This window comes from Acinetobacter sp. YH12106 (assembly GCF_013418995.1).
Lineage (GTDB): Bacteria > Pseudomonadota > Gammaproteobacteria > Pseudomonadales > Moraxellaceae > Acinetobacter > Acinetobacter pseudolwoffii.
In genome coordinates this window covers 1-5,506 of record NZ_VPAV01000049.1, presented here as the reverse complement: position 1 = coordinate 5,506, position 5,506 = coordinate 1, and the positions used below count along the sequence as shown (strand labels likewise).

Here is a 5,506-nt window from a genome sequence, read left to right as displayed (position 1 = left end):
GTAAATTTTCAGCGTTGCTGGCTCCCCGTCAGCCGGATTGGGTTGCATCGCAGGGGTGTCGAAAGAGTCAACTGCGGTCCAAAGCTGTTGGACTTGGGTGAAAAGGGCGTTTATTCTTCCTATACGTAAATTGTATTTGTTTTAGAAAAAGTTTTTGATCATTTGCTTCTTGCTGTGTAAAAGGTTTGTATGCTTGAATTTCTTCAATGATTTCTTTCATTTTTTATTGTCACTTTCCTGTCGTCATCTACTTATCAGCTAAATACCCTTCAGGCATTGGAATCAATTTTTCTGATTCCCGACTGAGGCTCTCCTCTGCTTTCCACCCGGCGATTTTATTTTCCGTTGCTTCGATCACCCCATCAAAAAGAGAATCACTTAATATTAGACGTAGTGGTGGTTCAGGCAATGCCGCAAGTTTTAAGATTGTCTTTGCTGCTAATATAGGGTCACTATCTGTCGCCTGACCCTCCTGTTCTTTTGCGAAGGCATCCATTTGTTGATGCAGTTCTTGATAATCCGGCAAGCGTTTACTATTATGCAGTTTCTTGTAAAGATCTGTCCAATAACCTCCTGGTTCAACAATAGTCACATGAACACCAAAAGGAGCCAGTTCCTGTGCTAAAGCTTCCGTCAATCCTTCTACCGCAAATTTACTAGCACTGTATAGACCTGAAGTCATCCAAGACATGATGCCCCCGATACTACTCATTTGGATAAAACGACCTGATTTGTCTCGCAAAAAAGGAGAAACCGCTTGAGCCGTCCAAAGAGAACCGAAAAAGTTTACATTCATTATCTGACGCGCCTCTTCTTCTGTTGTCTCCTCAATCATTCCTCCAAGCATCATTCCCGCATTACTCAAAGCAATATCGATGCCATTAAATTTTTCTGCTCCCTTAGCAGCAGCGGCTACTACCATGTCTCGTTCTTCAATATCGCCTAAACAGATCAGCAAAGAAGATCCATATTCTGTTTTTAACCTGCTGAGTTTTCCTTCTGTTCTAGAAAAAGAAATGACTTGGTCGCCATTTTCTAATACTAATTTTACTGTCTCAAAACCAATTCCTTTACTTCCACCAGTAATAAACCACGTTCTAGTCATCTGTCCACGCTCCTTTTTTCCTAATTACTCTCAATATGATTATAACAAATTAAAAGGCCAACAATAGACCTCTTTCATAAATCATTTTTTGCTCATTTCCAAGTTGTAGATTCCAGCGATTAAATTGAATCTCAAACCAAGCCTTTTACCTCTATTTCGATAACGCTCAGCAAGGATTTTGAAGGTTTTCAGGCTGCCAAATACATGCTCAATTCCGATTCTTCTTTTATTGATTTCTTGATTATAGATTTTCAATTCAGGATCCAATTTACAGTGTCTTTTGGCTTTTAATGGCAACAGGCTATTCGGATACAACACATAAATCCCCTGATAGCCTTTATCTGCAAGGATAAAAGCCCCAAAAGGAATCTGGTTTAAATTGCGTTTGAACAACTCGAAATCATGCACTGCACCGCGACTGGTACATAAACTTAGAATTTGCTGAGTTTTGTAGTGAATCATGGCCTGTACTTTAAAGGTATGGGTCTTTTTCTTGCCGCTATAGCTTTTCTTCTGTTTTTTTAGGCCTTTGGATTGGAATTTCCGTGGCATCCACGATCACAACATTCCAGTCGATGCCTTCGCCCTCGGGTAAATCTTTGGGTAAATTAAACAGATTGGACCGAATCAGGCAGTCTTCAACATGACGGACAATTCTTGAGGCTGTGGGCTCTGAAACCCCGTAACTCGTCGCAACGTGAAATAAGGTTCGGTATTCCCGCCAATAGCTCAGACAGAGCAGAACCTGATCCTCCAGGCTTAACTTGGGCGGTCTGCCTTTGGCAGAGACATGCTTCTGCAATTGCTCAACCATCAAATAGAAAGTTGACCATGAGATGCCTGTGTATCGCTTGAACTGAGGATCAGAAAGCTTGTTTGAATCGATGTATTTCATCCGCAGATTATGCACGAATGCCAAGAAATCCGGAGTGCAAATATTAACCAAAAAGAAGATCGTTTTTTGATTTATGAAAGAGATCTAATAACTATAGTATCTAATATGCTGATTGTCAGTTATAAAATACTAAGAGTCATTTTATTCAAAAAAAGTTGTGGCAAAAAACTTGCCACAACTTTTTTATTTTGCACGAATCGGGAGCCATATTTGGAACTGTGCATTCTGAGGATTAGCATCTAAATATAATTCGATATCTGGCAATTCAGCATATTCAAAACCTGAAGTTGGTAACCATTCAGTAAAAATCTGCTGTTGCAATTCTTGAATTGCTCCTGGTATAGGACCCGTTCCTGAGAATACCGCCATCCAGCTTTGCGTGATAAAAGCCAGCAATAAAAACCCGCACATATCAGCGCCCATTCCAAGCAGCAACACACCGCGGTCACCCAGTCGCTTTGAAAGAGTGCCGGTTAAAACAGCTTGTACGAATGTATGTGCTGCACCAAAAACGGCCAGCGACACACCTGCTGTGCCAATATCCCAATTCAAGCGCTGTTCGCCATAAATCACCCACAAAGCGGCGGGCGCCTGCCCAATCAGCTGCATAAGAAAAAACAACGCAAAAAAGCTGGCAAGTCCCTGAACTGCAAAATTGAAGCGAAAGCCTTCAAACAAATTGATTTTGGCTGGCTGTCCTTCAGGCGGTTGTGACGGCGTTTTGGGCAACAAGAAAGCCACCAAACAAAAGGCAATTGCATTGAGAAGAGCCCCTGCCACAAAGGGCGCATGCACAGATATATCACTAAGAACACCGCCAATAGCAGGCCCTGCAATCATACCTGCACCAAAACACGCCCCCATAAAACCAAACCAACGCGCACGTTCTTCCTGTTTAGTTGTATCAGCGATAATTGATGCCGCGATTGCACCAGTTGCTCCGGTAACACCTGAGATAATCCGGCCGATATAAAGCACCCATAAAACAGGCGCTGCCGCCATTATGCTATAATCAATCGTGGCACCTAAAAATGAAACCAGCAAAATAATCCGCCGTCCATAGCGGTCAGATAACCGCCCTAAAACGGGCGCGCAAAAGACCTGCATAAACGCATAAAGCGATAAAAAAACACCATAGTGAAATGCTGTTTGCTCTGCCGGTACAAATTCATTTAATAAAGCCGGAACCACCGGCATGATTAATCCCAAACCAATCGCATCAAGCGCGACAACAATGAGTGCGGTTATAAGTGATTTTGACATAGATGTGACTTTTATTTATCATTGATAAGTTGGCGATAAAAAACTTTGTACCTGGCATAAAGCTCGGTGGTGTCAGCGCGTGACCGTACCGGCTTCTTTTGATACTGCCGCCTGGGCGGCTTCTCCTGCTGATCCGGTGACGCCTCAAAGGCTCCCAGCCGCTTTTCCAGGGCAGGCTTGGACAGATCGCGGGACAGGGTGCTGGGCTTGACCATCGTGCCGTCATCGGCCCGGATCACCAACCCGTTACCCCTTGGCGTAATCTCCAGGCCGTTATCACGCATGACCTGGTGCAGCTCCGTCCAGGACTGCGCGGCTTTAATGTCGTCCAGGCATTCGCGCTTGATCCAGCCCACCAGACTTTCCACGCCGGCATGGCGCTCCATGTCGGCGGCCCTCGATGCCGCCCCGCGCTGCTGCGGCCGGTGATTGTCTGCCTCCAGGCCATAGTCCCGTTCCAGCGTCTCGCACAAGTCGGCCAGCGCCAGGTGCGGATAGTACGGTTCGTGCATCGTGTGCCTGGTCGGGTGAATCTTGTTGATGGCAATGTGGATGTGCAGGTTGTCGGTGTCGTTATGCACGGCGCTGATACGCTGATGCTCACCAAACCCTAGCCCTTGGCAAATCCGTTCCTCTATCGCCTTCAAGGTGTCGGCATCGGGATTCTCGCCGGCGCGAAAACTGACAATCAGGTGATAGGTCTTATCGCCCTTGGCCCTGGTGTTCATGTGCTGGGTGGCCAGCACTTCGGTGATGGCATCGCGCACTGAATGCGCCTCGCAATTCGTGACCTGAACATGGCCCAGCCGGTGGTCTTTGCTCTGTGCGTCGGTGATGTATTTAGCCAGGTCGGCAAAGTCTGATTTGCCCAGGGAACGCATGGCAACATGCTTGGCAATCATGATGCTGCCCTGGGTCGCACAATAGATTCCATCAATCGGCTCATTTCGTCCTGGTTGGCCTCAATCCGGGCCAGCAGGCCCAAGACAGTTTCAGCGCTGAACCGGGCCGTTCGGGCATCGTCGGTCAGCCACAATTTCAGCAGACCACCGAGGCGGCCCAGGTCGCCATTGACCCGCACCAGCTCGCGCACGTTCTCGTAATCGGTCACGCCCTGGACGGCGTAACCCTGCCCCACGGCCAGCAAAAAAGCAGACGTACTCAAGCCAGCCGCTTGTGCGTTGGCCTCAATGGCGGCCCGCTCTTCCGGCAGGCAATACACCTTGATCGGCGTGCTGCTTTTTCTCGTTACCTTCTGCTCTGTCGCCTCCATCTTTGGCGTCCTCCTGGTTCTCTTATTCCGGCGTCCGCCGATGGCCCCGCAGGGCAGGATTCCCGTTGAGCGCCGCAGGTGCGAATAAGGGGAAGTGAAGAGGAACACCATGCTTGCATGGTGGGCCTACTTCACACATCCTGCCCGCTTCACCACCACTTTAACATCACTACCATTTACCGGCTATAACCCGTTTTATCGACAAACACAAGCCGATTCCACGCATAAGGCGTGCAATCTGGCTTTAGTCGCCTTACAATCGCTTTAATAGCGATAGAATCGGCATTAAATCGCGGATAAATCGACATATAAAAGGCGGTAGAATCGGCATGACTAAACGGCTTACAGAGCGCATTGCAGCGCAAATGCAGACCCAAAAGCCCACCCGTTCAGGACAGAATCGGGCGGCTTTCCTGGCCCAGCGCGACGACATAAAAGAGGCTTTGACCGATGGCTGGCCGGTAAAAGCCATCTGGAAAACGCTGCACGATGAAGGGAAAATCAGCTTCGGATATGATGCTTTTATCAGCTATGTGAACAGTCTGATTCGGTCGCCAGGCGAGCCTGAAAAGGCCACCGCAAGACCGCCGGCATCCTCCCAACCGGCCCCCAAGAAAGCCACCCCAGCGACACCCAAACCAGTACCATCAGCCAGCCATAAGCCGGGGGAGATTCCCAGCTTCAACTTCAACCCCAGCCCGAACAAAGCGGACTTGATTTGACGCCCCAAGGGGCGGATTGGACGCCAAGAGGGAAGGCATAGCCCGCCCCTCAAGTGTCAATGAACCCCTGGAAATCGACCCCGAAAACAGCCCCCTTCATAGAGGCGGCCTATTAACATTTGAGTGGGAGTGACGGGCACTGGCTGGCAATGTCTAGCAACGGCAGGCATTTCGGCTGAGGGTAAAAGAACTTTCCGCTAAGCGATAGACTGTATGTAAACACAGTATTGCAAGGACGCGGAACATGC

General features: G+C 48.2%; 7 protein-coding genes and 2 pseudogenes. 2 read left to right on the top strand and 7 right to left on the bottom strand.

Annotated features, from left to right (window positions below; genetic code table 11):
• Positions 1-247: 247 nt before the first annotated feature.
• The 7 genes and pseudogenes from FTU45_RS14920 to traJ form a co-directional block, all read right to left on the bottom strand.
• Complete coding sequence (locus tag FTU45_RS14920) at positions 248-1,105, bottom strand: SDR family NAD(P)-dependent oxidoreductase (RefSeq protein ID WP_120366351.1); 858 nt, start codon at positions 1,103-1,105, stop codon at positions 248-250.
• 81 nt (positions 1,106-1,186) lie between these two features.
• Positions 1,187-1,657 carry a transposase family protein gene (locus FTU45_RS14915; protein WP_120366350.1) on the bottom strand — a complete coding sequence of 157 codons (471 nt, stop codon included), beginning with the start codon at positions 1,655-1,657 and terminating at the stop codon, positions 1,187-1,189.
• On the bottom strand, positions 1,605-2,000 hold the full coding sequence (locus tag FTU45_RS14910; protein WP_008306679.1) for a transposase family protein: 396 nt from the start codon (positions 1,998-2,000) through the stop codon (positions 1,605-1,607). Before FTU45_RS14910 ends, FTU45_RS14915 begins: the two co-directional genes overlap by 53 nt.
• A 183-nt stretch (positions 2,001-2,183) precedes the next feature.
• On the bottom strand, positions 2,184-2,369 hold the full coding sequence (locus FTU45_RS15670) for a GyrI-like domain-containing protein (RefSeq protein ID WP_233735431.1): 186 nt from the start codon (positions 2,367-2,369) through the stop codon (positions 2,184-2,186).
• Positions 2,361-3,263: pseudogene (locus FTU45_RS14905) on the bottom strand (TCR/Tet family MFS transporter); the annotation flags it as partial. The pseudogene FTU45_RS14905 and the gene FTU45_RS15670, both read right to left, overlap by 9 nt.
• A 26-nt stretch (positions 3,264-3,289) precedes the next feature.
• Positions 3,290-4,165, bottom strand: a pseudogene (traI, locus tag FTU45_RS14900) (TraI/MobA(P) family conjugative relaxase); the annotation flags it as partial.
• Positions 4,162-4,536, bottom strand: a complete 375-nt coding sequence (traJ, locus tag FTU45_RS14895) for a conjugal transfer transcriptional regulator TraJ (protein ID WP_033472343.1) — start codon at positions 4,534-4,536, stop codon at positions 4,162-4,164. The pseudogene traI and the gene traJ, both read right to left, overlap by 4 nt.
• 109 nt (positions 4,537-4,645) lie before the next feature.
• Here traJ and FTU45_RS14890 point away from each other — a divergent pair, with 109 nt between their 5' ends.
• Complete coding sequence (locus tag FTU45_RS14890; RefSeq protein WP_180076670.1) at positions 4,646-4,804, top strand: hypothetical protein; 159 nt, start codon at positions 4,646-4,648, stop codon at positions 4,802-4,804.
• Positions 4,805-4,865: 61 nt separating this feature from the next.
• Complete coding sequence (locus FTU45_RS14885; RefSeq protein WP_052928019.1) at positions 4,866-5,258, top strand: TraK family protein; 393 nt, start codon at positions 4,866-4,868, stop codon at positions 5,256-5,258.
• Positions 5,259-5,506 lie beyond the last annotated feature (248 nt).